The sequence below is a fragment of the Paenochrobactrum pullorum genome, assembly GCF_041929845.1.
Lineage (GTDB): Bacteria > Pseudomonadota > Alphaproteobacteria > Rhizobiales > Rhizobiaceae > Paenochrobactrum > Paenochrobactrum pullorum.
Genome location: NZ_JBHEEH010000001.1, coordinates 588730 through 611781 on the forward strand (window position 1 = coordinate 588730; position 23052 = coordinate 611781).

The 23052-nt window shown below is 49.8% G+C and carries 19 protein-coding genes; 8 read left to right on the forward strand and 11 right to left on the reverse strand.

The genetic code is table 11. The features are described from left to right. Window positions 1-49: 49 nt before the first annotated feature. Genes JNC77_RS02775 through JNC77_RS02790 form a run of 4 tightly spaced genes read right to left on the reverse strand, consistent with a single transcriptional unit; the run spans window position 50 to window position 5181 of the window. A complete protein-coding gene (locus JNC77_RS02775; protein ID WP_374829209.1) occupies window positions 50-1219 on the reverse strand; it encodes an acyl-CoA dehydrogenase family protein in 1170 nt (389 codons plus the stop codon). A 4-nt stretch (window positions 1220-1223) separates the two neighbouring features. Further along, window positions 1224-2072 carry an enoyl-CoA hydratase family protein gene (locus tag JNC77_RS02780; RefSeq protein WP_374829211.1) on the reverse strand — a complete coding sequence of 283 codons (849 nt, stop codon included), beginning with the start codon at window positions 2070-2072 and terminating at the stop codon, window positions 1224-1226. A gap of 2 nt (window positions 2073-2074) precedes the next feature. Further along, on the reverse strand, window positions 2075-2857 hold the full coding sequence (locus tag JNC77_RS02785; RefSeq protein WP_374829213.1) for an SDR family NAD(P)-dependent oxidoreductase: 783 nt from the start codon (window positions 2855-2857) through the stop codon (window positions 2075-2077). A 14-nt stretch (window positions 2858-2871) separates the two neighbouring features. Further along, the gene (locus JNC77_RS02790) at window positions 2872-5181 is read right to left on the reverse strand and encodes a bifunctional salicylyl-CoA 5-hydroxylase/oxidoreductase (protein ID WP_374829215.1); all 2310 of its coding nucleotides are present in this window, start codon (window positions 5179-5181) and stop codon (window positions 2872-2874) included. A gap of 363 nt (window positions 5182-5544) precedes the next feature. Here JNC77_RS02790 and guaB point away from each other — a divergent pair, with 363 nt between their 5' ends. Next, on the forward strand, window positions 5545-7035 hold the full coding sequence (gene guaB, locus JNC77_RS02795) for an IMP dehydrogenase (RefSeq protein WP_374829217.1): 1491 nt from the start codon (window positions 5545-5547) through the stop codon (window positions 7033-7035). A 60-nt stretch (window positions 7036-7095) separates the two neighbouring features. On the opposite strand, the gene JNC77_RS02800 is transcribed toward guaB, so the two are convergent. After that, window positions 7096-8034: a hydrogen peroxide-inducible genes activator gene (locus JNC77_RS02800; RefSeq protein WP_374829219.1), complete on the reverse strand. Its 939-nt coding sequence runs from the start codon at window positions 8032-8034 to the stop codon at window positions 7096-7098. A gap of 174 nt (window positions 8035-8208) precedes the next feature. Between JNC77_RS02800 and katA the strand changes: the two genes are divergently transcribed. The 7 genes from katA (at window position 8209) to JNC77_RS02835 (ending at window position 16298) form a co-directional block, all read left to right on the forward strand. Beyond that, the gene (gene katA, locus JNC77_RS02805; RefSeq protein WP_374829221.1) at window positions 8209-9708 is read left to right on the forward strand and encodes a catalase KatA; all 1500 of its coding nucleotides are present in this window, start codon (window positions 8209-8211) and stop codon (window positions 9706-9708) included. Between the two features lie 504 nt (window positions 9709-10212). Next, window positions 10213-10818, forward strand: coding sequence for a disulfide bond formation protein B (locus tag JNC77_RS02810; protein WP_374829223.1), 606 nt, complete (start codon window positions 10213-10215; stop codon window positions 10816-10818). Window positions 10819-10960: 142 nt separating this feature from the next. Next, window positions 10961-12247 (forward strand): RsmB/NOP family class I SAM-dependent RNA methyltransferase, encoded by a 1287-nt coding sequence (locus JNC77_RS02815; RefSeq protein ID WP_374829225.1) that lies wholly within the window; start codon window positions 10961-10963, stop codon window positions 12245-12247. A 117-nt stretch (window positions 12248-12364) separates the two neighbouring features. Continuing rightward, window positions 12365-12820, forward strand: coding sequence for a PaaI family thioesterase (locus tag JNC77_RS02820; protein ID WP_184221145.1), 456 nt, complete (start codon window positions 12365-12367; stop codon window positions 12818-12820). Window positions 12821-12942: 122 nt separating this feature from the next. Next, window positions 12943-14502, forward strand: coding sequence for a glutamine-hydrolyzing GMP synthase (gene guaA / locus JNC77_RS02825; RefSeq protein ID WP_374829227.1), 1560 nt, complete (start codon window positions 12943-12945; stop codon window positions 14500-14502). A gap of 79 nt (window positions 14503-14581) precedes the next feature. Continuing rightward, window positions 14582-15292, forward strand: coding sequence for a phosphoribosylaminoimidazolesuccinocarboxamide synthase (locus tag JNC77_RS02830; protein ID WP_374829229.1), 711 nt, complete (start codon window positions 14582-14584; stop codon window positions 15290-15292). A 181-nt stretch (window positions 15293-15473) separates the two neighbouring features. Further along, the gene (locus tag JNC77_RS02835; protein WP_374829231.1) at window positions 15474-16298 is read left to right on the forward strand and encodes an aspartate dehydrogenase; all 825 of its coding nucleotides are present in this window, start codon (window positions 15474-15476) and stop codon (window positions 16296-16298) included. Window positions 16299-16360: 62 nt separating this feature from the next. On the opposite strand, the gene JNC77_RS02840 is transcribed toward JNC77_RS02835, so the two are convergent. From JNC77_RS02840 to ada, 6 genes are all read right to left on the reverse strand, one after another. Further along, window positions 16361-16867 carry a hypothetical protein gene (locus tag JNC77_RS02840; protein ID WP_374829233.1) on the reverse strand — a complete coding sequence of 169 codons (507 nt, stop codon included), beginning with the start codon at window positions 16865-16867 and terminating at the stop codon, window positions 16361-16363. Then, complete coding sequence (locus JNC77_RS02845) at window positions 16860-18167, reverse strand: hypothetical protein (protein ID WP_374829235.1); 1308 nt, start codon at window positions 18165-18167, stop codon at window positions 16860-16862. Before JNC77_RS02845 ends, JNC77_RS02840 begins: the two co-directional genes overlap by 8 nt. Continuing rightward, window positions 18164-18922: an ABC transporter ATP-binding protein gene (locus JNC77_RS02850; RefSeq protein WP_374829237.1), complete on the reverse strand. Its 759-nt coding sequence runs from the start codon at window positions 18920-18922 to the stop codon at window positions 18164-18166. Before JNC77_RS02850 ends, JNC77_RS02845 begins: the two co-directional genes overlap by 4 nt. After that, window positions 18919-19983, reverse strand: coding sequence for a FecCD family ABC transporter permease (locus tag JNC77_RS02855; RefSeq protein ID WP_374829239.1), 1065 nt, complete (start codon window positions 19981-19983; stop codon window positions 18919-18921). Before JNC77_RS02855 ends, JNC77_RS02850 begins: the two co-directional genes overlap by 4 nt. Window position 19984: 1 nt before the next feature. Then, window positions 19985-21058 (reverse strand): ABC transporter substrate-binding protein, encoded by a 1074-nt coding sequence (locus JNC77_RS02860; protein WP_374830461.1) that lies wholly within the window; start codon window positions 21056-21058, stop codon window positions 19985-19987. A 210-nt stretch (window positions 21059-21268) separates the two neighbouring features. Further along, window positions 21269-22354: a bifunctional DNA-binding transcriptional regulator/O6-methylguanine-DNA methyltransferase Ada gene (gene ada, locus JNC77_RS02865; RefSeq protein WP_374829241.1), complete on the reverse strand. Its 1086-nt coding sequence runs from the start codon at window positions 22352-22354 to the stop codon at window positions 21269-21271. Window positions 22355-23052: the final 698 nt, after the last annotated feature.

The window sequence follows — 23052 nt, forward strand, 5'->3', positions numbered from 1 at the left end:
GCCTTCACGGCCAAGGATTGGTCGGCGCTCATGCGAGCAGGTTTAAGTCTCATGTTTTCATCAATTCGCGGGCGATGATGAGTTTTTGCACCTCGGTGGCGCCTTCATAAATGCGCAAAGCCCGTATCTCGCGGTAAAGGCTTTCAACAATTTCACCGCGTGCGACACCGCGTCCGCCAAACATCTGTACGGCGCGGTCAATGACTTGCTGCGCCATTTCGGATGCTTGCATTTTTGCCATCGCCGCTTCACGCGTTGTCGGCAGTTTTTGCACATCACGCCGCCATGCCGCGCGATAGGTGAGGAGGGCGGCCGCATCAATGTCGGTTGCCATATCGCCAAGGGTTGCTTGGGTCAGCTGTAAATCGATGAGTTTCGCCCCAAACATATTACGGGTTTTGGCGTGGTTTAACGCTTCATCCAAGGCGCGGCGGGCAAAGCCCACTGAGGCGGCGGCAACTGAGGCGCGGAAAATATCGAGAGTGCGCATGGCGATTTTAAAGCCTTCACCAGCATTGCCAAGCAGCCGACCTGCCGGAATGCGGCAATTGTCAAAACGGATGGTTGCCAACGGATGGGGCGCGATCACATCAATACGTTTGGTGATCGAAAATCCCGGATCCGTGGCATAGACGACCAAAGCTGAAATGCCTCTTGTGCCCGGCGCTTCGCCGGTTCTGGCAAAGAGCGTATAGACATCGGCGATGCCGCCATTGGAAATCCATGTTTTTTCGCCGTTCAGCACATAATAGTCGCCTTCGCGAGTGGCTGCACATTGCATGGCTGCAACATCGGAACCAGCCTCTTCTTCCGAGAGTGCGAAAGCTGCGATCCATTCGCCACTGGTGACCTTCGGCAGCACGTCTTGTTTCAGCTGATCTGAACCGACAAGGCCGATGGCGCCGGTGCCAAGCCCCTGCATGGCAAAGGCAAAATCCGCCAAACCATCATGCCAAGCCAGTGTTTCGCGTGCCAGACAAACAGCGCGTGAATCAATAATATTCTGCCCTGCATTGCCGGTGGCGATTGCCAGCAATCCTGCTTCGCCAAGTTGTTTCACCAATTTACGGCAGCTATTGTCGGTATCTTCATGATTGATATGTTCAAGCGCGCCACTGATGGCAAAACTATGCAATTTCGTATGAATAGCCTTATGGTTTTCGTCAAAAAACGGCCATTGCAGATGCTCGGTGGAAGGGGCAAGGCTGGTTTTATCCATCGCCTTAATTTCCTTCAAAGGCTGGGCGTTGTTTGTTGGCAAAGGCTTCAAAAGCGCGGGTGAAATCCTGTGTCGCCATGCAGATGGCTTGCGCCTGAGCTTCGGCTTCCAACAACTCGTTCAAGCCCATTGACCATTCCTGATTGAGCATGTTTTTGGTCATGCCATGGGCAAACCACGGGCCATCGGCAATCGTACGGGCTAGCTTTTCAGCGGCTGCATCCAGCTCATCTTTAGCATGAAGCGCATTGTAAAAGCCCCATGCCTCGCCCTCTGTGGCACTCATTGAGCGACCGGTATAAAGCAGTTCAGCCGCCCGTCCCTGACCGATTAAACGCGGCAGAATTCCGCAAGCGCCCATATCCGCACCGGCCAAACCAACGCGAGTGAACAAAAATGCGGTTTTAGCCTCAGGGGTGGCGAGACGTAAGTCTGCCGCCATAGCAAGTATCGCACCGGCACCGGCACAAACACCATCAACAGCGGCAATAATTTGCTGCGGGCAATTGCGCATTGCTTTGACGAGATCGCCGGTCATGCGGGTAAAGGCTATGAGGTCGGGCATGGTCATTTTTGTCAGCGGCTCGATGATTTCAAACACATCGCCGCCGGAGCAAAAATTGCCGCCGGAACCCTTTAAAATAATCGTACGGATATCGGAGGCATAGACAAGATCACGAAACAAATCGCGCATCTCGGCATAACTTTCAAAAGTCAGCGGGTTTTTGCGGTCTGGCCGATTAAGGGTCAATGTCGCCACACGACCATCATCACTGACCGACCACAGAAAGTGCTTAGGCGTATAATCTTTTAAAGGCTTTTGCATCGCGCCCATACTGCTCTGTGTAACCATGATTATATTTCTCCTCCCGAGACGCTGATGGCTTGTCCGTTAATGGCACCGCTGGCGGAGCCTGCAAGCCATAAAACACAATTGGCAACTTCCTTCGGCTGAATGAGGCGGCCTTGCGGATTGGTGCTGGCCAGTGTCGCCACAGCCTCTTCTCGCGTACGTCCTGTTTTGTGAATAATTTTTTCAATGGATTTTTGAATGAGTGGCGTGTCGGTGAAACCGGGGCAGACCGCATTGACTGTAATGCCGGTTTTGGCGAGCTCCTGCGCCAGCGCACGGGTGAGGCCGATAACGCCATGTTTGGCCGCACAATAAGCAGACACGTAGCGGTAGCCTTTCAGCCCCGCAGTGGATGCAATATTGATGAGCCTTGCCCCTTCGCCGTGCAGTTTTAAGTCAGGCAATACCGCACGGGAAAGACGAAAAACGCTGGTCATATTAACCGCGATAATCTCTTCCCATTGCTCGTCGCTCATATTTTCAAACAGCTCGGTTGGGGCTTGTCCGGCATTATTGACGAGAATTGAAACCGTGCCGAATTGCGCACGCGCTTTTTCAAGGCCTGCGTGAATGGCGGCAGAAGATGTAACGTCAAAATCACCAAGCGCCAAGCTGCCGCTGCCCAAGTCATTTGCCAGCTTTTGCAATGGCTCGGAACGGCGTCCAGCCAATGTTACCTTGGCTCCGGCACCATGAAGCTGGCGCGCAATTTCTTCGCCGATGCCCGAACCAGCACCGGTGATCAATGCATGATGGCCGTTCAGCAATGCTGCATCTTTTTGCATGGCAATTCCTGTTGTTATTTTTGCGCCGCCGCTCGTTCGAGATTGGCTTCATACTGATATTTGGCCGAGTGATATTGCTTCGGCCAAGCAATACTCTTAATGCCGATTTTGGCCGCTTCATGTAAAATCCATGCATTGTCGGCCAGATGCGGACGGGCGATGGCGCATAGATCAGCACGACCTGCGGAAATAATGGAATTTGCGTGATCGGCTTCCGAAATCGCACCGACAGCAATGGTCGCAATGCCCACTTCATTGCGGATTTTGTCGGAAAATGGTGTCTGGAACAGACGGCCATAGACCGGCTTTTCAGCTTTTGATGTCTGGCCGGAAGAACAGTCGATCATATCCGCACCAGCCGTTTTGAACATTTTTGCAAAAATGGCAGCATCATCCGGCGTATTGCCGCCTTCCACCCAGTCATGGCAGGAAAGGCGCACGGAAATCGGCTTGACTTCCGGCCAATTGGCACGCACCGCTTCAAACACTTCCAGTGGATAGCGAGCACGGTTTTCATGAGAGCCGCCATATTCATCGGTACGGATATTGGTGAGCGGCGATAAGAAGCTTGCCAGCAGATAGCCGTGGGCAACGTGCAATTCCAACCAGTCGGCACCGGTTTCGGCGGCTCGTTTGGTGGCGGCGATAAAGTCCGCTTTGACGCGGTCCATATCGGCGCGATCCATCGCTTTTGGCGTGACACCATGTTCCAGATAGGCAATCGCTGATGCGGAATAGAGCGGCCAGCCACCGCTTTCCAGCGGTTGGTCGATGCCTTCCCAAGCGACTTTAGTAGCACCCTTGCGCCCTGCATGACCAAGCTGAATACCGACCTTGGCTGAACTGTTCTGATGGATGAAATTGACGAGGCGTTTCCAGCCCTCGATCTGTTCATCATTCCAAAGCCCCAGACAGCCCGGCGTGATGCGGGCATCGGGTGACACGCAGGTCATTTCGGCAAAAATCAACCCCGCGCCACCAATGGCACGGCTGCCTAAATGCACTATGTGGAAATCATTAATCAGGCCATCTTCAGCCGAATACATCGCCATTGGCGACATCACAATGCGGTTTGGCAGCACTGTGCCCCGCATGGTGTAAGGCGTAAACATCGGCGGCAGCGAGCGCTCATCATTTATCGCAAGTCCTGCTTGTTTGGCAAACCAACGCTCGTAATTTTCAAGCCATGTGGCATCGCGCAGACGTAAATTTTCATGGCTGATACGCTGCGAGCGGGTCAGCATCGAATACATGAACTGTTCCGGCGCCATTACATCGGCATAACGGTGGCCGACGACTTCAAACCATTCCATCGCATTGCGAGCCGCATTTTGAATGCGCGCCACATCAACACGGCGGATTTCCTCGTAATCCTCCAGCACTGCCGGAATATGGCTCTTGTCATGGCCGTGAATTTCAAATTGGCGGGTCAGTTCAATCGCATCATCAATGGCAAGCTTGGTGCCTGAACCAATGGCAAAATGCGCGGTATGCGCTGCATCACCCATCAACACCACATGCGAATGACCGTTAAAATGGCTCCATTTTTCGCAAATCAGACGGTTGAAATTGAGCCATGCAGAGCCACGCAAATGACGGGAATTGCTCTTGAGCGATGCACCTTCAAGCACTTCCGAAAACAGGTTTTCGCAAAAGTGGATGGCCTGATCCTGATCCATCGCGTCGAAGCCGGAAGCCTGATAGGTGTCTTCGGTGGTTTCGATAATAAATGTCGAGGTCTGATCGTCAAATTTATAAATATGCGCTTGAAACCAGCCATGTTCGGTTTTGCGGAAATCAAAGGTAAAAGCATCATAGAGTTTGTCGGTACCAAGCCAGATAAAACGGTTTGGCCGCTTGAGCATATCCGGCTTGAAAATTTCGACATAGTGATTGCGGATTTTCGAGTTCACGCCGTCACTGGCAATGATCAGGTCGGAATCTTGATAATCGAGATCGCTGTTGACCTCGGTTTCAAAAACCAGCTCCACGCCCAATTCCTCGCAGCGGCGCTGTAAAATATTGAGCAGTTTTTTGCGCCCGATACCAACAAAGCCGTGGCCGGATGTGCGCTGTTTGGTGCCTTTGAAAAGCACCTCAATATCATCCCAATGGTTGAATGCATCCTGAATTTCATTGGCGCTTTTAGGATCCCATTCCTGCATGGATTCCATCGTTGCGTCAGAGAACACTACACCCCAGCCGAATGTGTCATAAGGGCGGTTGCGCTCAACCACACGAATATGATGTTCGGGGTGCAGTTTCTTCATCAAAAGTGCAAAATACAGCCCTGCCGGACCACCGCCGATGCAGACGATACGCATGATATGTTCCCTTGTTCGACGCACCGATCTTTGCCGGCTTTAAAAATAGTTTATGCTTAAAGTATTAGGTGGGAACAGGTCTGCGTCAAGCACCATTTTCAAGATTTATCATGAATTGAGAATCCAATCGGTTGGTCGGAACGGACAGCCTTGATGAAAAGCGCTGATTTGACGGCGAATTTTCACAAAATTGAGAGTTCCAACAAATAGTTTTTATTCTTGACTTTTCATTTTGCCATAATCGTGTTACCAGCCCTTGCCAATCCAAGGAAAAATACTTGAGAATTCGCTGCTCTGCCCCCCATGGTTGTTTTAGAACCAATGTATGACTGAGCAGCCTTTTGTTATTTAAAGGAACTGGCAATGGCAAAAATTATTGAAACGCCTACGGGACATTTAGCCCTAACATTTGATGATGTGCTGCTGCAGCCGGGTCACTCTGAGGTGATGCCGGGTCAGACAGATCTGCGCACAATTATTGCCGGTGATATTGAACTCAACCTGCCGCTGCTTTCAGCTGCAATGGATACTGTAACCGAATCGCGTCTGGCCATTGCGATGGCGCAGGCCGGTGGTATTGGCGTTATTCATCGTAATCTGACACCGGAACGTCAGGCTGAAGAAGTTCGCCGCGTCAAGAAATTTGAATCCGGTATGGTTATCAATCCGGTCACGATTGTTCCGGATGCTACTCTGGCTGAAGCACAGGCTTTGATGTCCGCGCACCACATTTCCGGCATTCCGGTTGTTGAAGGGGCAAATGGTACACCAGGTCGTCTGGTTGGTATTCTAACCCACCGCGATGTGCGTTTTGCATCCAATCCTGATCAGAAAATTCATGAGCTGATGACCCATGAAAACCTGATCACCGTGCGTGAAAATGTGGATCAGGACGAAGCCAAGCGCTTGCTGCATCAACACCGCATTGAAAAATTGCTGGTTGTTGATGATGCCGGTCGTTGCGTTGGTTTGATTACAGTCAAAGACATTGAAAAAACCCAACTAAACCCGAATGCTGCCAAAGATGCGCAAGGCCGTCTGCGTGCAGCTGCGGCCACCAGTGTTGGTGAAGACGGTTTTGAACGTGCCGAACGTCTGATTGATGCCGGCGTTGATCTGTTGGTTGTTGATACAGCCCACGGCCATTCGCAGCGCGTTCTCGATGCAGTGACCCGCATCAAAAAACTCTCCAGCGGTGTTCGCATTCTGGCTGGTAACGTGGCAACCGCCGGTGGTACCTTGGCGCTGATAGATGCCGGTGCCGATGCTGTTAAGGTTGGTATTGGCCCTGGCTCAATCTGCACCACCCGAATTGTTGCAGGCGTTGGGGTTCCGCAGCTTTCAGCCATTATGTCGGCTGTTGAAGTGGCGCAGAAACACAATATTCCGGTGATTGCTGACGGTGGTATCAAATTCTCCGGCGATTTCGCCAAGGCACTGGCCGCTGGTGCGGTTGCTGCTATGGCTGGGTCCTTGCTTGCCGGTACGGAAGAAAGCCCGGGCGAAGTTTACCTGCATCAGGGGCGTTCATTCAAAGCTTACCGCGGTATGGGTTCGGTTGGTGCAATGGCTCGTGGTTCTGCCGACCGTTATTTCCAGGCAGAAGTACGTGACGAACTGAAGCTGGTACCGGAAGGTATTGAAGGTCAGGTGGCTTACAAAGGCCCTGTCGGCAATGTGCTGCATCAGTTGGCTGGTGGTCTTCGCGCATCAATGGGCTATGTGGGCGCAAAAAATCTGGAAGAATTCCGCGAAAAAGCAACTTTCGTACGTATTTCTAATGCAGGTTTGAGGGAAAGCCATTCACATGGTGTGACCATCACCCGTGAAAGCCCGAATTACCCAAGCGCATAATAAGCTTGATTGAATATTACATTAAAAAAGCCCGCTTTTCTCAAAGCGGGCTTTTTTGCGTTAATTTTGCATCTTCGCGAGTGATTTCAGCTCCTGATCGCTGACCTTAAGCTGTTGCACAGCTTTTGAAATACAATCAGAAAGCGCCATAAAATCAGCCCGTCGCAGACTTTGTTTGCGCCATAACATGCCGATTTCGCGTGATGGCTGTTCGCCTTCGAAAGGGATAATTCGCATTTTCATGTGGCTTGCTTCGGCACGTACAGCAATTTCCGGAATGAGCGTCAACCCCATGCCGTGACTGACCATTTGCAGCAGCGTGGCCATGCTGGTGGCGCCATATTTCACCAATTGGCGTTGATGTGGTTTGGTGCAGAATTCCAGTGCTTGTTCGCGCAGACAATGACCTTCTTCCAGCAATAGCAACCGATCCAGTGCAACGCGATCCTGTGTCATTGGTCCATCGAGAATATCAGTGTCATTGGTGGCGGTTGCAATAAGAAAACGGTCGTTAAAAAGCGATGTATGCGCCAAGCGATCATCGTCGACGGGCAGTGCGGCGACAATGGCATCCAGCTCGCCATTGTTGAGATCTTCCAGCAAGCGTGCCGTCATTGCTTCGCGCAGTTCAAGGCGGAATTGCGGATATTGATTACGCAGTAACGGGATGAGCAGCGGCACAATATAGGGCGCGATGGTTGGAATGATACCAAGCCGCATCCGGGCGCTAAGCAAGCCTTTATTAATTGCCGTGACATCTTCCAGTGCCTGAATATCCATCAAAATTGCCTGAATACGCGGGCGCAGAATTTTGCCAAGCTCGGTGATGATCACACTGCGCTGGGTGCGCTCGAAAAGAGGCGCACCGGCGAGATCTTCCATTTCGGCAATTTGTGCCGACAAGGCTGGCTGCGAAACATGCACTGTTTCAGCGGCTTTGCGAAAATGAAGCGTAGTGGCGAGCGCTTCGAAATAGCGCATTTGTCTGACTGTAAACATGATAAGGTATTCCTATCAGTCTTTCATGAAAATGCAATTAGAGATTATGATAAGAATAGTTCTAAACTGCCTTTATCAAAGGGCGCGTCTGTGAGAGACTTGTATTTATAGACGTGAGCCTTGGCTCCATTCAGGAGCATTTAACATGTTTATACCAAAAGGGAGAGACCATTTATGACCGATCGCCCGATTATGACCACAACCGGTGGTGCACCTGTTCCGGACAATCAAAACTCGTTGACCGCCGGTGAGCGCGGCCCTGTTTTGATGCAGGATTATCAGCTGATTGAAAAGCTGGCGCATCAAAATCGTGAACGCATTCCTGAGCGTGCTGTGCATGCGAAAGGTTGGGGTGCACATGGCACTTTGACCATTACTGGTGACATTTCCAAATATACCAAGGCTTCCGCATTGCAGCCGGGAGCTGTTACCCCGATGTTGGCGCGTTTTTCGACCGTTGCCGGTGAGCAGGGTGCAGCGGATGCCGAGCGCGATGTACGCGGCTTTGCTTTGAAATTCTATACGCCTGAAGGCAATTGGGATTTGGTTGGCAATAATACGCCGGTGTTTTTTGTGCGTGACCCGATGAAGTTCCCGGATTTTATCCATACGCAGAAACGCCATCCGAAAACCAATCTGCGCTCGGCCACAGCGATGTGGGATTTCTGGTCATTGTCACCGGAAAGTCTGCATCAGGTGACAATTTTGATGTCTGACCGCGGTTTGCCGACCGATGTGCGCCACATCAATGGTTATGGTTCGCACACTTATTCTTTCTGGAATGATCAGGGTGAGCGTTATTGGGTAAAATTCCACTTTAAAACCATGCAGGGTCACAAGCATTGGACCAATGATGAAGCTGAGCATGTTGTGGGTAAAACCCGTGAATCGACACAGGAAGACCTCTACGGTTCTATTGAAAAAGGCGAGTTTCCGCGCTGGAAAGTGCAGGTGCAGATCATGCCTGAAACGGATGCCGACAAGACGCCTTATAATCCGTTTGATCTGACCAAAGTCTGGCCGCATGCGGATTATCCGCCAATTGATATTGGTGTGATGGAATTGAACCGTAATCCGGAAAACTATTTTGCGGAAATTGAAAACGCAGCCTTTTCTCCATCCAATATTGTGCCAGGGATCAGCTATTCGCCGGATAAAATGTTGCAGGCACGCTTATTCTCTTATGCGGATGCACATCGCCATCGTTTGGGCACCCATTATGAGCATATTCCGGTCAACCAGCCGAAATGCCCTGTGCATCACTATCACCGCGATGGTCAGATGAATACATTCGGTGGTATCGCAACCGGCAATCCTGATGCTTATTATGAGCCGAATTCTTTCAATGGCCCGGTCGAGCAGCCTTCTGCCAAAGAGCCGCCACTGAGAATCAACGGTGATGCCGAGCGTTACAATCACCGTATCGGCAACGATGATTATTCACAGCCACGCGCTTTGTTTAATCTTTTTAATGATGGCGAAAAAGCACGTCTTTTCTCGAATATTGCTGCAGCAATGGGTGGCGTGCCGGGCTTTATCATCGAGCGCCAGCTTGGCCATTTCAAGCTGATCCATCCGGATTATGAAGCGGGTGTACGTAAGGCTCTCCACCAAGCCCACGGCTATGATGCCAATACGATTTCCAACGAGGAAAAAGCGGGTATCAACGCTTAAGGCGTGTGATAAATCGAACGGATTGAAAAGGAGGGGGCAACCCCTCTTTTTTAAAAAGAGCAATCAGATGATTAAAATGTCTTTACTGCATTGTTAATATTTTGATGTTGATCATATAGATTTGTTATGGCCATTTATATAAATAAATAGAATATTATGTTTTGAATTTTCAATTTATATAATTGATTGTCATCTTATCGAGGCAAATTACTATCTATAGTTCTTAATGATATATTTTTATTGATCTTTGAATTATCTTAATCAGGTAATCGCTTTTGATTCTATGACGGAAGGCGAATAAGATGATGTTGTTTTTATTTGTTTTTATGACGATGGCACTCGGTTTTAATTGGCTTGGCTATCGAAAATTATCGCTGGTTTTTTTAGTTTTTTGCCTAAGTTTCGCGATTAAAGAGTTTTTATGGGAAATTCACAGCTCTGATTATGGCTATAGCATGCCGTGGCTTCAGCTATGATTTGAAGTCAATTTGAAGGCGGATTGATATGAGTATTTTCAATACAGGTGATCAGAATGGCTCCGTTAGGCAGCACCAATGGACGGGATTTCATTTCTTATATTTACTCGGTATGATGTTTGTTGTTGCTGCGATTTTGACCGCAGCAATGATATTGCAATATGCTTATGGTGAATTGCCTTGTCCGCTTTGTTTGCTGCAACGTCTTGCCATGTTGGGTGTGTGCTTTGGTGTGATGCTGCAATTTCGCTACGGTCTGACGTTCCAACATGCTGGCGTCACTCTGTTTTTTGCGATATTCCTGATGATTGTTTCTGTACGCCAAACACTTCTCGATATTTATGTCCGTCCAGGGCATGAATATATTGGCAGTGCTGTTTTTGGTTTGCATATGCCGGTATGGTCAGTTTTAATTGGTTTGGCTCTTATTTTGGCGACAGCATTACAAATGATGCTATGGGGCGGCATCAACTATCGCAGCAATGCAAAAATCAAAGCATTTCCGTTACTTAAGATCGCAGCAACCGTTCTGAGCTCTTATGTGCTTCTCATTGCTGTTGTGAACACGGTTTCAGTATTATTGCAATGCGGTGCAGGGCAGTGCCATACAATGGGCTATGCGTTGCTGAAATAATCCAAAAAGCGAAGTTGGGTCTGATCAATGGCTTAAGCCGCATCAATATACCATCCTTATTGTGTTTTATGTTGCCATTTGCAGCCGGGCATGATTATGCGGAGCTGGTAATACTGGTAATAAGGATGGCTAGGGAAAAATAATGCGGCTTGGCGGACGCCTACAGGCGGCGATAGAAGTACTGGAAGATATTGAGGCCAAAAAGCGCCCCGCTTCTGATGCTTTAAAAGATTGGGGCTCATCGCATCGTTTTGCCGGCGCGGGGGATCGCGCAGTGATTGGTAATATCGTTTACGATGCTTTGCGCCGCAAGCTTTCGCTTGGCTGGCTGATGGGCAGCGACAGCGCATCATCGCTTGCCTATGGCGCATTGCTGCGTGATGGTGGCCTGACTTATGAAGATATCATGGTCGCTATCGCGAATGACAAATTTCGCCCGCCGGAATTGTCGGGCGAACAGCTTGAGCATTGGCAGAACAGCGATATTACCAAAGCCGAAGAGTATATTCAGGCGGATGTGCCTTTATGGTGCGTTGATAAATTGCGCGGTACATTCGGCGATGATTGGGTGGCCCAATCTGCCGCTTTGGCTGATCGTCCGCCGGTAGATTTACGTGTTAATCGCCTTAAAGCCACCCGTGATCAGGTGTTGCAGGCATTGGATGGCACAGATGCGACTGCTGCACCTTTCCTTGATGATGCGGTTCGTATTCCACCCATTGAAGCGCTGGGTCGCCATCCCAATGTGCAAACCGGACAGGCATTTCAGGATGGCTGGTTTGAGGTGCAGGATTTAGGTTCGCAAATTGCGGCGAAACTCGCCAATGCAAAAGCTGGCGAGCAGGTGCTCGATTATTGCGCCGGAGCAGGGGGCAAAACCTTGTCACTGGCGGCTGCCATGGAAAATCGCGGCCAAATCCATGCTTTTGATGCGGAAGCTGCCCGTCTGTCACCGATTTATGATCGTTTGCAGCGTGCCGGTGTGCGCAACACGCAAGGCTATAATAAGCAGGCTGATCTGGAGCCTTTGAAAGGCCAGATGGATCTGGTTCTGACTGATGCACCATGCACGGGAGCAGGCACATGGCGCCGTCGCCCGGATGCAAAATGGCGCTTGACCGACCAGCAATTGGCCGCGCGCCAGCAAGATCAGCAGGAGGTGCTGAACAGCGCCAAACATTATCTGAAAGCGGGTGGTCGTTTCGTTTATGTCACCTGTTCGGTTTTCGACAGTGAAAACAATCTGCAAATTGAGCAGTTCTTGACTGAAAACAGCAATTTCTCTGAAGAGAAAATCGACCTTTCATGCATTTCCGGCGCAGATTTTGGCGATATACAGCCGGTTTTCTTGTCCAAAGGCTGTGTTTTCGCACCAAAACAAACCATGACTGATGGTTTTTATGTAGCAATTCTAAAGAAGCGCGCCTGACAACAGATTATTTATCATCTGTCAGGCAGTATAGGAAAAGAATAACTAGCTTCTTTGAGAACGGACTGCATAAATACAAAACTGTCATATGAAATCAGGTATGTTTTGGGAGGACTTATGTCAGATGCGAGAATAGCCGAAGCTGATTTCCAGCTGCGTGTTGAGGAAAGCTTCGCAAGGCAGCCGGCCTTGAAGCTGATCGGCGCGGATTTAACGCGCTGCGAACCGGGTATTGTGGAAATCGAATTGCCGTTTCGCAATGATCTCACCCAGCAGCACGGCTATTTGCATGCCGGCATTATTTCGGCAGCGCTTGATTCTGCCTGTGGTTATGCAGCTTTCACGCTGATGCCGGCAGATGCAGCCGTGCTGACCATCGAGTTCAAGGTCAATTTGCTGGCACCGGGGCAGGGCGACAGGTTTTTATTCCGTGGCGAAGTCACAAAGCCTGGTCGCACCATCATGGTGAGCGACGGACAGGCCTTTGCCGTGACCGACACGGAAGTGCGCTTGATTGCGACGATGACAGCGACCGTGATGGTCGTGCAGGATCGTAAAGGGTTGCAGGGTTAAAAAGTCACAGACACGGCTTTTGGAGTGGAGTAACGGGTTTTCCTGTATTTCTGCTTGCACTGTTGTTAAAAGCGACGAAAATGCCCATTGCAACAAGACAGTTTTTTCTTTAGATGCTTCACATGAGCACCAATCATCCCGACACCATCCTTATCATCGACTTCGGAAGTCAGGTCACGCAGCTGATAGCGCGTCGTGTCCGTGAGGCCGGAGTTTATTCTGAAATCGTGCCTTTCCAGCTGGCCGATGACGCATTCAAGCGGATCAATCCGCGTGCTGTCATCCTGTCCGGAAGCCCGCACTCAACCACTGATATCGGCAGCCCGCGTGCGCCGCAGGCAGTGTTTGAAGCCGGCATTCCGGTGCTTGGCATTTGCTATGGTGAACAGACCATGTGCGAACAGCTCGGCGGTAAAGTTGAAAGCGGCCATGACCGTGAATTTGGTCGTGCCTTCCTGGACGTTCAGGAAGACAGCGCGCTGTTCAACGGTCTGTGGGCAAAAGGCACCCGTCATCAGGTTTGGATGAGCCATGGTGACCGCGTAACTGCGCTGCCTGAAGGCTTCAAAATTATCGGAACCTCCACCAACGCGCCATATGCTGCTATCGCTGATGAAAAGCGCAAATATTATGGCGTGCAATTCCATCCGGAAGTGGTGCACACACCGGACGGTGCGAAACTCCTGCAAAATTTCGTCCACAATATCGCTGGCATCAAGCCGGACTGGACAATGACCGCTTACCGCCAGCAGGCTGTGGAAGCCATCCGCAAGCAGGTGGGTTCGGGCAAAGTGATTTGCGCCCTTTCAGGTGGTGTGGATTCCTCCGTTGCAGCTCTTCTCATCCATGAAGCGGTTGGCGATCAGCTGACCTGCATTCTGGTTGATCACGGGTTGATGCGCAAAAATGAAGCGGCTGACGTGGTTGCAATGTTCAAAGAACATTACAATCTTCCGTTGATTTTGGTGAATGCACAGGATCGTTTCATTTCCGCACTGGAAGGTGAAACCGACCCTGAGAAGAAGCGTAAAACCATTGGTCGTCTCTTCATCGAAGTGTTTGAAGAAGAAGCTAAAAAACTAGGCGGCGCTGACTTCCTCGCTCAAGGTACGCTCTATCCGGATGTGATTGAAAGTGTTTCTTTCACCGGTGGCCCGTCGGTTACGATCAAATCGCACCACAATGTGGGTGGCTTGCCTGAGCGCATGAATATGCAGCTCGTCGAACCTTTGCGCGAATTGTTTAAAGACGAAGTGCGCGTGTTGGGTAAAGAGCTTGGTTTGCCGGATAGCTTCATTGGCCGTCACCCGTTCCCGGGTCCGGGTCTTGCTATTCGCTGCCCGGGTGGCATCACCCGCGAAAAGCTGGAAATCCTGCGTGAAGCCGATGCGGTTTACTTGGATGAAATACGCAAAGCCGGTCTTTATGACACCATTTGGCAGGCTTTTGCCGTGCTGCTGCCGGTGCAAACCGTTGGCGTGATGGGCGATGGCCGTACCTATGAATTCGTATGTGCGTTGCGTGCAGTCACTTCCGTTGATGGTATGACTGCCGATTTTTACCACTACGACATGGACTTCTTGGCGAAAGCCGCCACTCGTATCATCAATGAAGTGCGCGGTATCAACCGCGTCGTCTATGACATCACTTCGAAGCCTCCGGGCACCATCGAGTGGGAATAAGTTAAAGAACAATGCGCCGATTGGCGCATTGTTTCTTTTTGGATCTATAATGAGCGCATAAACCTTAGCGAGCAAGTAAATGAACAGCAGCGAAAAGATTTATTCCGGCAAGACCAAAGACCTCTACGCACTAGAGAACGGCAACGTTCTTCTGGTGTTCAAGGATGATGTAACCGGCGCGGACGGTGTGATTGATCCGGGCGCAAATACCGTTATCGGTCAGGTTGAAGGCAAGGGACGCAAGTCTCTGGCTATGACGGATTATTTCTTTAAGCGTTTACATGCTGCTGATGTCGCCACCCATCTGGTCAATCTTGATCTTGAAAAAGGCACGATGGAAGTGCGCCGTGCCGAGCCTTTGGGCAAGGATATCAACGGCACCGGCGGTTTTGAATTTGTTTGCCGCACACGCCCTTGGGGCAGCTTCATTCGCCGTTATCAGCAATATATACGTGATACAGAACAGAAGTTTGATTATCTGGTTGAAATCACGGTTAAAGACGATGAACGCGGTGATCCGTTGATCAATGACGACACAATCGTGGCGCTTGGCCTTCTGAGTCCTGACCACTTGTCTAAGGCCAAAGACATTACCCGTAATGTATGCCGCATCGTTGAGGCTGACCTGCGCGGCCTCGGCCTGACCCTAATCGATATGAAAATCGAAATTGGTCTGATTGACGGTGAGGTTGTGGTGATTGATGAAATTTCTGCTGATGCGATGCGCGTTATGGACGAAAGCGGCAAGGTGCTTGAGCACGCCAAAGTCTATGAAAAGCTGATCGGCTGATTGATCATCCATAACGGATTGTGATGAAAACAACACCGCCGCGATTATTCATTCGTGGCGGTGTTTTTATTTCAAAGCCTTTTGAAATTGTGTGAGGCAGTTTTCATCAAAGGCTTTTTGGGTGTAAACACGAACAGCAGTGCATTGGCATGCGCGCCACTTTATTTCAGGGAGAAAATGAATGCGTATCGGTTTAATCGGCTATGGTAATATTTCGCGAACTTTGATGAAGTTGCTGAGCGATGAATTAGCCGCTCCTTTAACCTCCCTGACTGTTTTATGTTTGCCGGAATTTACTGAAATCACCCGCCAGCAATTGGCGGAAGAAGGCAAAAATGTTGCCAGCGAATTAACGGTTATTGATAATGGTGAAGTATTTTTAGCCGCTTCTTTTGATTTGGTTATTGAATGTGCCGGCCATGCAGCTGTTTCTGCCTATGTTCCGAATTTCTTAGGTCGAGGCACTGATACAATCATCGTCTCAATCGGTGCACTGGCAGATGATGAATTGGAAACACGTTTGCGCAAAGCGGCAGACATGGGTGGCGGTCAGATCATTCTGCCAGCTGGTGCCATTGGTGGCGTTGATATTCTGTCGGCACTGCGTCCAGCTGGTTTAACAAGTGTGACCTATCGCGGCCGTAAGCCACCAGTGGCGTGGTCTGGCACACCTGCTGAAGATATTCTGGATCTGCCGAATGTCAAAGAGGCGGTGGTTTTCTTTAAGGGCAATGCACGTGATGCGGCGCAGCAATATCCGAAAAATGCCAATGTCGCCGCAACGCTCGCGCTGGCAGGTTTAGGCTTTGAAGCTACTAAAGTGGAGCTGGTGGCTGATCCTTTAGCACCGGGCAATGTGCATGAATATCATGTGGAATCACCGGTCGCCAATTATCGTATCGAGATTGAAAACAAGCCGTCTGCGGGCAATGCAAAAACCTCTGTGACAACAGTTTACAGCGTCTTGCGTGCGGTGATGAACCGGATTCAGGCGGTGGTTATTTAAGCTCCAACACTGAACCTATTAAAAAAAGCGGCGTATTATTTGATGCGCCGCTTTTTTTGTTTTTAAAGAATACGGGTGGCATAAATTTCATTCGCTGGCAGTGGTAAAAGACGGTTGGCCATTTCGGCTTTCAGATCTTCCAGATGCGCGATTTCTTTCGGCGTTTTATCCGCTTTGGCTCCAAGGCGGACAAATTCTTCCCTGACATGGCCAGCCTTGATCACAGCTTCAACGGTTTTATCGCGATAGGTAAAGCGCCAGACATAGGGCCCCGGAAAATCGTCGATAACATTGCTGCCGCCCAAAGATTTGTCGATCGTCAGGCGGTTATCTGTGAGGGCGCGAGTGACCATTTCCATGCAATCGCGGCCACCGGGGCCGGAAAAAGCGGTGGTGATGTTAATTTCACGGCGTTCGATTGGCTTATCAAACAAAGTAAAAGCTGCCTGCATTGCTTTGAGTGCGTGGGTCACGCCACCTGGAAAACCGCCACCGTGATAGGTGTTGATATCATAAAATGAGAAAGTCAGCGTCATGCCGTTCTCGGCAACAGAAATGGTGTCATGCATGGGTTATGGCTTTCAGATTAGGGATGAAACGATCTAAAAAACGGGTGGTGGCAGGCATGAAATGCGAGCCATGGTGGAACATCGGATCAAGGGAGGAGATGATCATTCGTCCATTGGTTGATACATCATCTACATAAAGGACAGGGCGGTTGTCACCATCACGCACCAGAATGTCAGCACTTGTCGGCGGCTCGAACCAGCCATGCAAATGCCATGTCACATCTTGGGCCACCATATTTTGCATCAAAGGATGTTCAGGCGCGGTAATCCTCACACCAAGATCAGCTTGTTCGTCCAGCCACCACCACCAATTGGTCGGTGTCTCGTGAAAATTGATATGGTCAAGCCATAGGTCTGAACGGCTTTCACCTAAGGCAATGACCGTGCCGCCGTTTTCCAAATGTTTAGCAACAACAGGCTTTTGCGCGCTCATTCTTTGGGCCGGTGTGCGGCATGGAACCCAGAGAATGTCGGTTGGGGCGAGAACTGAACCAAGCTCTTCCGGTGTGGTGATCACATCAAAAGCGTCAGTGTAAGCCTCACCTTCAAGGCTGTGAATATGATAATAATTGCCGCTTGAAGGCACGACGATGCGTGGCGCATTTGCCTTGTCGCGCAACCTTGCACCCTGATAATTTTGTGCTTTGGCCAGTGGCAGATCAGCATGCGGCTGCTGAAAATGTGATGTGCTTTCCTCAAGACAAGCGCCGCCCAATACCCAATCCAAAATGCGTTCACTCAATAAAGGAGCGAGCCCCCATTCAAGCCCCATTGACGCCAGATCATTGCCGGAATGGGAAAAAAACTTGCCGCCTTTGGCACGGTGCCAAACCCAATCGACGGGTACAAATTTTGCGCCAAGTCCATTTATCGCTACCGCATTTTCCGGCAAAGGATTGCAGCCACGACCGTAAAAACCGGCAACATTTTTGTTGGTTTCGAGCTTTTTGAGGTCAATTTCTGCAAAAATCGGGTGAAAATTGAGCGAATTGAGATCAAAATCGGCACGTTTTGGTGCAAAAATTGGCTGATATTGATGCAAACCATCCAAAAATGGGCGCACAATATGGCCGTTAAAAAACCATCGGCCGCCTCTATCCATGAATGTTTCGAGGGCAGGTTTAAGCCGCAACAGAACATTCTGGTCGCATTGCTGGCCAGTGATCAACCCCTGATGTTGCGCGAATATCTGCGCATCAAAATCAGCCTGTGCAACAATGGTGACAAGGCCTTTATCTGCGGCTTGACGGATAATGGGTGAAACATCGCCAAAAGCGGATTTTAAATAAATGACACTCATGCTGCTTCTTTTCCGGCAAAAGCGGGGAGAATGGCTTTGCGCGCTTCTTCATTTGGGCCGCTGACATCAACCCAGCGCATCGGTACACCATAAAGTTCGGCCAGTTTTTCCGGCACAATCATATCGCCGACTTGGCCATGTTCTTCGCGGCCCTCAGGCAGCATCAGCAGAACATCGTCGGCGGCAGCCAGCGCATGGTTTGGATCATGGGTGGTGAAAATAATCGCATATTCACGCTTGCGGCGTAATGTATCGAGAAGTTTGAGGGTTTTATCCTGATTGCCCAGATCAAGCGCGGAAGTGGGTTCGTCAAAAACCAGCACAGGCGATCCGGTGGCAAGGGCGCGCGCGATCAGCACCAATTGGCGCTGGCCACCTGACATGCGGTCGTAGCGTAATTCCGCTAATGCGCAGGCCCCCACTTCTTCCATTGCCTGATAGGCAAATTCACGGTCTTGCTGACTTGGTTGCCCGAACAAACCTAAATGAGCAGCTCTGCCCATCGTGACAACTTCAAGGCCGGAGAGTTTTGCCTGCGATGCACCATGTTGGGGCACATAACCGGCAATTTTAGGCGCATGGCGCGCACCTTGATGCAAAGCCTGAAAGCCAAGCAGCGCACGCAGCAAAGTGGTTTTACCACGGCCATTGGGGCCAAGAATAGCGAGGGAACGCCCTACCGGTACGCTAAAATTGATATTTTGAAATAATGTCCGTTTGCCAAAAATAACGGATGCAGCTTCCAGGCCGATCATGTGCGGTTTGCCTCGCTGAAATGACGGCGCAGAAGGACTGCAAAAACCGGCGCACCAATGAGTGCCGTCAATACGCCAAGCGGAATTTCTGCCGCTGTTAATGTGCGCGCCAATGTGTCGATAAAGGTGAGATAGGCAGCACCTAGAATGGCGGATGCAGGGATCAATGCACGGTGATCGTCACCAACAATAATACGTGCTGCATGTGGCACAACAAGGCCGATCCAGCCGATAATGCCTGCAACCGCGACAGATGTACCCGTCATCAAGGAGATGGCGGCAAAAATAATCCAGCGCTCTTTGTCAGGATTAACACCAAGCGAACGTGCTTCGCTTTCTTCCAATGCCAGCAGGTTGAGGCGATAGCGCAGCATATAGATAATAAGCAGACCGATAGCCATGCCGGGAACAGCCAAGCCCAAGCGTGCCCATGTGGCGGTGGAGAAAGAGCCCATCAACCAATAGACAATGGCGGGAAGCGAAGTATTCGGATCGGCCAGAAACTGTACGATGGAAACAAGGGCGGCAAAAAGCGCGCCGATAATGGTGCCGGACAAGATAACGGTGATAACTTCGGTACGGCCATTAATACGTGCCAATGCGCCAACAATGATGAGCGCAACAAGCCCTAATGAAAAAGCCATACCGAGCAGTATGATGCCGGAAAGACCGAAGAAAATGGCTAATGCGCCGCCAAAAGCTGCACCTTGGCTGATGCCCAGAATTTGAGGGGATACAAGCGGGTTGCGAAACACGCCTTGTAAAGCTGCGCCACCCACAGCAAGGGCCGCACCGGAAATGGCTGCCAGCAGCACGCGAGGCAAACGCACCAGCAGCACGATGCGCTCATCCATCGTTTCGGGTGAGGCAGATGGATTAAAAAGACTATGGGTTAAAATTTCTAAAATACGTTGGGGACTGACGGAAAAACGACCGGCACCCATCGAAAAAAGCATGACTGCAACAAGACCGGCAATCATCAGCCCGAAGCTGCCAACCCGATACGCCGTCTGATGACGGCGTATCGTATTTGTCATGGCTTCTGTCGAAACAGAGCTCATATTATTTGCTCGCAAATTGGGCGTAATTGGTGGTGGCGCCCTGCATGTCCATCCACAAAATGCCGTCAATATCGGCATCAGTCAGGTCATAATTATAAAGGGTTTTATAAGCTTTCTTCATTTCATCGCGAAGATCATATTGGAAGAGATCAGGATGAAGAAGATTGGCCAGCCACATCCATGTCAGCGGGCTTTCCTGACTTGGCGGATCCCAGCGATAACCACCAAGCGGCAGTTTATAAACTTTTTTATCCTGTGCGGCTTTGGTCAGCGACAGGATCGGATCATTCATGACACGGTCAAGGCCAAGCTTGGCTTCAAAGCTGTTGAGCAGGATAACGTCAGGGTTCCATTCGGCGATCTGTTCAGGGCTGATGGTGGTGCCATTACCTTTGACATCGGCAGACGCATTAATGCCGCCGGTCAAATCAATATACCATGCGTTATAATTGCCTTCATTGCCGGATGCTGTGAGGTTTTCCATCGCGCGACCAAGATAAAGCACTTTAGGACGTTTATCGGTGGCAATATCTTTGGTTTTTGCTGCCATTTCGTTGGCAACTTCATCACGCCAGCCATTGATCAGCGCGGCGCGTTCCGGCTTGCCGATAGCGGTTGCGACCATGTTTTGGTAGTAGCGCGCTTTTTCTTCGGTGCCATAAGAAATAAGCGCCACATTCAAGCCCGCATTGGTCAGCGGATCAACCAGATCCGCGCCATAATCTGCCCACTGGATCACCAGATCAGGATTGGTGGCGGCAAGCTCTTCAATATTGGGAATGAAGTTTGGTGCGGTAATATCGGACGGAATCTCTTTGGCTTCAGGGAATATCTTGCCCAAGATACCTTCCATAATCGCTGATTTTGCCGTCGGGTTCATACCCACCAGTTTGGAAGTGCCGCCATCAATCGAAATGATGGTGGAGGCCATCGGGATGGGAATGGAGGCGATACGTTCGGCTGGTTTGGATAAGGTGACGGTGCGCCCGCCCTGATCTTTTAAAACAATGGGTTCTGCTGCTGCGCTTGATGCAGTGAGCGAAATAAGGGCAACAGAGACGGTGGCGGCAAGCATCTTGGCGTTCTTCAACACGATACGACCTCAAAGGTTGCTGGTCAGGTGTCAAACAAAATTTGGGAGGATTTTGCCTGAGAAACGCAGCGGGAAACATATCCGGGTGGTTTTGTTGAATGACAAACAAAACCACGCTTACAACTTTGAGCTAATACAAAATGATGAGTATCTGTGTCAAGTTTAATGTGGAGTGCTTAAATCAGGTTTTAGCTAGCGGTTTTGTTGTTCTTTAAGGAGCAACGCACGTTTACGTTCAACGCCCCAACGATAGCCTGAAAGGCCACCATCATTGCGTATAACGCGGTGACAGGGGATGATGACGGCTATTTTATTGGCGCCACAAGCACCGGCCACAGCGCGGCTGGCAGAGGGCTGACCGATACGGTTGGCCAGATCGGAATAGCTGGTGGTTTTACCGCTTGGAATGTTGCGTAAAGCTTGCCAGACTTTTTGTTGAAAAACTGTGCCTTGAATATCAAGCGGCAATTCAAATTTTTGTGCCGGATTTTCAATATGGGCGATCACGGCAGCAATATGCATATTAAAACCGGCATCGCCGCCGCTGAGCCTTGCCTGCGGAAAACGATCTTGCAGATTTTGCACCAATTCTTCCGGATCGTCGCCAAGTGTAACCGCGCAAATGCCTTTTGATGTTGCGGCAATGAGTACAGAGCCTAATGAGCATTCAGCAATTGCAAATTGGATGTCCATGTTCTTACCGCCTTTTTTAAAAGCTGTCGGGCTCATGCCAAGCATGTCGTCAGCATGGTGGTAAAATTGGCTTGATGATTGAAAACCGGCATCATAAATGGCTTGAGTGACGTTGTTATTCTCATTCGATAACGCCTCACGTATGCGGTCGGCACGATAGTTCTGCGCATAGCGTTTTGGCGTCAGGCCGGTCAGGGTTTTAAACTGCCGCTGGAAATAAAACGGGCTTAATCCAACCGATTTTGCCAGTTCAGCCAGTGGGATATTCTCTTCTGATTGTTCAATCAGTCGGCAGGCTTTTTCAATTGCAATCGTTAATTTGTCGGCAGCCTCTGCCTGATCGGGTTTGCAGCGCTTACAGGCACGAAAGCCCGCAGCTTCTGCTTGCGCGGGTGTATCATAGAAGCTGATATTTTCGGGATGAGGACGGCGCGCAGGGCAACAGGGCAAACAGTAAATGCCGGTTGTTTCAACTGCAAAAACGAAATCCTTTGCGGTCTTGTCTCTGTTCATGATCTTGAGCCAGCGCGGATCATCTTCAATTGTTATAGGGGCAACGGGTAATTTTTTATCGGTTCTGGTCATGAAACTTGCCTCATATTGTCTATACCTTCATAGAACTAACCGGCATTCGCTGCATCCTGATTCTTGCTTTTAAATTCTGTTGCATCCGATCAGATGCAGGTAAAGCAGCTTTAATCCAGTGTGTTTGGTAACGTTTAAAAATGTCCCACGCGTGCATAGAATTGCATTTTTTATGTAATATTTGAGAGAGAAGCAGGGTGTACTCTTTTCTTTGAATATGACTGCTTGATTGGCGCGAGATCTGGTGTGGTTTATATTCAGTATTTGTTCTTGCTAGAATATTTTTTTTCTAACAATTTGTAATTATTGTGTTTTTTATTTTTTTATTCAGAAATTCTGTATTTGTCATATCAATGTTACTTAATATTGCTAGATGGCATTTATGTTGAAAAACGTGCAGCCATACTCGTCAAATTTGATGCAACAGTTTTTTTGCACAGCTGTGCAAGAAAACTGTTGACTTCATTCTCAATTCAAACGAGGCTTGATGGTGAGGAGGTGGCTGATCGTCAAGATTTGCTGCCATTGGAGGAACATAACGGGGTCGGATTGCGGGGTTTTTTCGCTTTGCAATATTGTGCACCGGTAAAAGGACTATCAGGGGAGGGTACAATGTGTGATGCACAGTGTGGCGGAGCTTGCGCATTATCGTATTCGCATGGTGTGAGCTGATGGCTGCACCCGACTATGTAAATATT